Source organism: Novipirellula rosea, assembly GCF_039541335.1.
In the GTDB taxonomy this organism is placed as follows: domain Bacteria; phylum Planctomycetota; class Planctomycetia; order Pirellulales; family Pirellulaceae; genus Novipirellula; species Novipirellula rosea.
The window spans coordinates 1-5191 of sequence record NZ_BAABGA010000023.1 but is presented as its reverse complement, the minus strand read 5'-3'; the positions used below and the strand labels follow the sequence as shown (position 1 = coordinate 5191).

Annotated in this window: 3 protein-coding genes and 1 pseudogene; all 4 read right to left on the bottom strand. The window is 53.4% G+C overall.

The features are described 5' to 3' along the window. Nucleotides 1–195 (bottom strand): annotated as a pseudogene (locus tag ABD971_RS09030) (peptidase); the annotation flags it as partial. 104 nt (nt 196–299) lie between these two features. After that, entirely contained in the window at nt 300–1037 is a 738-nt protein-coding gene (locus ABD971_RS09025; protein ID WP_345321322.1) for a PEP-CTERM sorting domain-containing protein, read from the bottom strand. Between the two features lie 107 nt (nt 1038–1144). Further along, nucleotides 1145–4477 carry an Ig-like domain-containing protein gene (locus tag ABD971_RS09020; protein WP_345321320.1) on the bottom strand — a complete coding sequence of 1111 codons (3333 nt, stop codon included), beginning with the start codon at nt 4475–4477 and terminating at the stop codon, nt 1145–1147. Then, a partial coding sequence (locus ABD971_RS09015) for a putative Ig domain-containing protein (RefSeq protein WP_345321318.1) occupies nt 4459–5191 on the bottom strand: 733 nt, incomplete at its 5' end. The genes ABD971_RS09020 and ABD971_RS09015, both read right to left, overlap by 19 nt.

The window sequence follows — 5191 nt, the reverse complement described above, 5'->3', positions numbered from 1 at the left end:
TTGGTTGTGGGTGGCAGAACTACCCTGGCTTGTGTTGAGAATAAAGCCATCCTGGTAGCCAACCAGCAGCGACTGCCAGGTCATTGCCGCGCGGTCAAATGCCGCCTGATACTGGGAATCACCGCTGAAATCAACCTCGATCACCAGCCCCGCATCCGCTCGCGACGCAATCGCCGCCAAGCTTAGAACGATCACAGCGATTCGAGGTGCACAACGAAGCAAGGGCATTCAGACAATAGGAGGCGGAGCAGTGAAGGATCTCAAGCTTACTCCGCCACTGTCAAATTACCAGTCTCGTGTTAACAAGTAGCCGGCTCCGCCGCTCCCCGTTTCTTCTTCCGCCACTGCCGCACGCCACCGACAGCGAACACCCCGGCCAAAGCCAGCATGGAGCCTGGTTCTGGGACTGCGGAGGCAGAAACTACTGCAACTGACCCTTGAAAAGCAATAACAGGTTGAGGGCTAGGAGTCGTATTAAAACTAGTATTGTTGGTGGTGTACAGTCCTTGAGCGGTTGTGGTACGAAAAATCACATCATAGACACCGATGGGTGTGTTCCCTACATCGAATGTAAGTTGAAACAGGCCAGTGGGTGCGGCGCCTTCGACGATTGTGGGATCACCTCCGTTTGTGTCACCAACTATGAAATCGAAGTTGGCAGGCGGCGCAAATAAGTTCGCGAAAGCAGCAGTCGTATTATTAAAACTAGCACTGGTGTCCGGACCGTAATTGCCAACGCCGGTTAATGCGACTGCGTTGAAATTCGAAAACGATCCAGGTGTCCCAATATTATCTCCAGTACCAGTTGCTCCACCGAAGTCGACACTAATGTCATATCCGGAAAGGCTGAATGAATCGTCTCCGGCGGTTGAGTCAGAGGCACTAATATAAAAAGATATAGCACCAGAACCATTCTGGGTTACTTGAATCGGATTTGATCGCCCCGTTCCATTCCCGACAGTAACTACTAATGCTCCGTGAGCATGATGTGCAAAGCAAAATATCGTTAAAACCATCGCTGAAAGAATCGTTTTCATAATCACTGCATCTTTGAATAGAAGTTTAATATGGTCGAGGAGGTGTAATGGTGGCACCCTCCTCGGGGATTTTAATTCAAGCTATCTCGCATCTTGTGTCTGTTGACTCAAGAAAGCTGGTCGATCTCTGCAAAAATTGAGTCAATAGCTTCAGAGTAGATTTCAGCACTGTTCTCCGCATCAATATCGGTCGATTCATCTGTCTCTACCTTGCGATAATCAAACTCTTCCAAAGCCGCATCTGAAGATGCGACATTGACTCTTTCTTGCAGAGAATAAGAAGGATCGGCTTGTTCGGATGATCCTAATCTTGGTCGTGCTTGAGAAGTTTGGCTTAGTGAAGGCTGTGGTATCATTAGCATGGTTACGGACCCAGAGGCTAGCAAGAGCGAACCGCTGCTCGCTGGAGACAAAAGGCGAGAATCAGTCCTAACCGACGCAGCCGTAGCATCAAAATTATCGATCTTTCCGGATCCATTTACGTCAGCAAATTCAGTGTACCCTGGTTGAGCAACCCTCATACTTCCGAACTCTGCGAGCTGGAACGAGTTTAACTGTTCGATTCCCGTCTTGTCGTTGATGTCAATCAACTGGCCTGTCGACTTGTCAAAATCAGCGGGTAGTACATTGATGCGGAAGCTGAAGTCACCGCCTGGTGTGAGATCGCCAGAGAAGCCCAAGCTCACGTCATTGGACCATTCTCCATCAAGCTTATTTCCATTTGAATCTGTGACACCGTCAGCTAACACCTTGATTTCGACTAACGCGGGCTGAATCGATTGATTCAAAGTGAGTGTCGCCAACCGGGTCGTGGCATTGTAGCTTACATCCAGAATAGTTGGAATTGTTCCGGTCGTTAAATCCTTGTTGAGACCGGCTTGCCCCACTATCTCGAAATCAGCTTTTGACAATTCAACGACATCCTCATCAAATTCAACAATAATTTGATTGAGGTTAATCCAGGGGAGTGTCACTGCCTGATTAGCCCCCTTCGGAATCTCATATCCAAGCGATTGCATGTCGTTGAAACGATAGCTTAGGAAAGGATCAGACGAAGGGTCAATCGATTCGTCGTAGTCTACAAAGTCACGGAAAAGATCGGACCACGCTGTTGAGTTAACTCTTATAGACTTGACTCTTGGCCCATATTCATCAGTGATGTCACCGACATTGATTGTTACGGTGGCTTCGGTGCTCTTGCTTGGATTGCCATTGTCGGTGACCCGCACCGTTAAGTCATAACGGTGATTGGCCGCAAACGTTGGGTCCGTCTCTTCGTAATCAATCGCGCCGATGGTCGTGATCTGACCCGTCGTTGGATTGATCGCAAAGTCATCCAGCTCGTTGCCCGCGATGATCGAGTACGTCAACGATTGACCAAAGTCTTCGTCGCTGGCGACGACGGTGCCGACCACCGTGTTGAGGGCCACGTTCTCGGTGACCGCGAATGACTGGCCGACCATGATCGGGGTGTCGTTGACGTTCGTCACCACAATCGTCACCACTGCGGTGTCGCTCAGTGCCCCATCGCTTGCCTCTACCGTCAACTCGTAACTGTTGGCAGTCTCAAAGTTCAGAGGATTCAGAACCTTGATCTCACCCGTCCCCGGAATGATCTCAAAACGATTGTCGTCATTGCCGGCGGTGATCGAATACGTCACGCCACCTTCAGGATCGATCGCGGTGACGGTTCCTACCACACTACCAACTACCTTGTCCTCGCGGACGACGAACGTCGCGTCGTTCAATACCGGAGCATCATCTTCCGCGGTAATCGTGATGTTCACCGTTCCCGTCGCATTCCCACCACGTCCGTCAGACAAACGATAGGTGAACGAGTCCGGACCGTTTAGATTTGCAAACGGGGTGTAGGTGAACGCACCGTCGGCCAGCACTGAAACGCTTCCCTTGGTCGGATTGCTTAGCAACACCGCCGTCAACGTATCCAGATCACTGTCCGAATCGTTAAGCAGAAGGCCAGTTGCCGCAGGTACGATCAATTGAGTGTCTTCGTCCGTCGTGTACGAATCATCAACCGCGACTGGTGGAACGTTACCGGCTCCTGGACCGATCACACTGACCTGAACTGTCGCCGTAGATTCGCCACCCACACCATCACTGATGGTGTAGTTGAAATTAGTCGTTCCGACGAAGCCGGAATTTGGAACGAACGAGAATGTACCGTTAGGGTTGTAGTTCACTGTTCCGCCGGTAACTCCAACGTTGCCCGGCATCGAGATCGATGTGCCGCCGATCTTCGTTACGGTCAGCGTATCGCCATCCACGTCGGTATCGTTACCGAGCACATTGAAGTTCGCCGTCGTATCTTGGTTAGTCACAATGTTGTCAGCGACTGCGACGGGATCGTCGTTCTGGGCGATGACCGTGATGCTAACCACCGCCGTATCCGTACCACCATTACCATCACTGACTTGGTACGTGAAGCTATCGCTGCCGTTGTAATTCGCTGAAGGCGTGTAAGTGAATGCACCGTTGCTGCCCAACGTGATTGTCCCATGAGCCGGCCCCATTCCGGGAACCAAAACCGCTGTCAGTGCATCGCCATCAGGATCACTGTCGGCAACGCTTGCCGATCCAGTTCCATCTAAGACGTTGCCCGTCAATGGCGTGTCTTCATTGGTCGTGTAGGAGTCGGCAACAGCGACTGGAGGGGCACTTACATTCGCAACAAGCACTGAAATGGTTTCGTTATCGCTAAGTGAACCAGTGCCGTTGTCTGTCACCACCACGTCGAAACTGTACGATCCTGACTGCGTACTTGACGGCGTCCAAGTGAACACGCCCGTGCTGCCGTCGATCGCCGCACCGGCGGGAACTGTGCCGCTCAGGCTGAACGTCAACGCGTTGGCAGGCAGATCACTGTCGGTCGCACTGGCGGTGAACGTTAACAAGCTGCCTTCGCTGGCCGTCTTGTTACCGATCGGAGCCAAAACCGGGGCACTGTTGAGATCGTTGATCGTGACCACGATCGTTTCACTCGCTGTCGTCGCACCGTCGCTGACCACCACGTCGAACGTGGCTGTCGTGCCGCCAAGGGATTCACCAGGAGTCCAGCTAAACACACCCGTTGCCGGGTTGATAACCGCTCCAGCAGGAACACTGCCGGAGAGACTGTAGGTCAAGCTTTGAGCAGGCAGGTCACTGTCGGTGGCACTGGCGGTGAACGTCAGTGTCGCACCTTCGTCAACACTTTGAGCACCGATCGCTGCCAAGACTGGAGTCTCGTTGGCTTCCGTGACAATCACCTCAATCAATTCGCTGTCGATCACACCTTCACTATCGCTAACGATCACATTGAATTCGTAAACGCCAGGGCCTTGAGCTTCGCTCGGCGTCCAGCTGAACGCGCCGGTCGAGCCGTCGATCGTCGCACCCGCCGGAGCACCGCTGAGGCTGAACGTTAATATGTCACCAGGCAAGTCGCCACCGTGACCGTGATCGTTTCACTATCACTCAGCGTGCCGCTACCGTCATCGGTTACCACCACGTCGAACGTGAAGGCACCGGTCTGGCCTTCGGCAGGCGTCCAAGTGAACACGCCCGTGGTCGGATCGATCGAGGCTCCCGCTGGAACGCTGCCGCCGGTGCCGTTGGCCAAGCTGAACGTCAGCGTGTTGGCAGGCAGATCACTGTCGGTCGCACTGGCGGTGAACGTTAACAAGCTGCCTTCGTTGGCCGTCTTGTTACCGATCGGAGCCAAAACCGGGGCACTGTTGAGATCGTTGATCGTGACCACGATCGTTTCACTCGCTGTCGTCACACCGTCGCTGACCACCACGTCGAACGTGGCTGTCGTGCCGCCAAGGGATTCACCAGGAGTCCAGCTAAACACACCCGTTGCCGGGTTGATAACCGCTCCAGCAGGAACACTGCCGGAGAGACTGTAGGTCAAGCTTTGAGCAGGCAGGTCACTGTCGGTGGCACTGGCGGTGAACGTCAGTGTCGCACCTTCGTCAACACTTTGAGCACCGATCGTTGCCAACACAGGAGCCTGATTGACTTCCGTCACCGTGACTTCGATCAGTTCACTGTCAACCGCACCTTCACCGTCGCTGACGATCACGTTGAACGTGTAAACGCCAGGGCCTTGAGCTTCGCTCGGCGTCCAGCTGAACGCGCCGGTCGAGCCGTCG

Coding starts and splice junctions, on each gene's coding strand:
- ABD971_RS09025 (WP_345321322.1), bottom strand. CDS start 1,037: ATGAAAACGATTCTTTCAGCGATGGTTTTAACGATATTTTGCTTTGCA.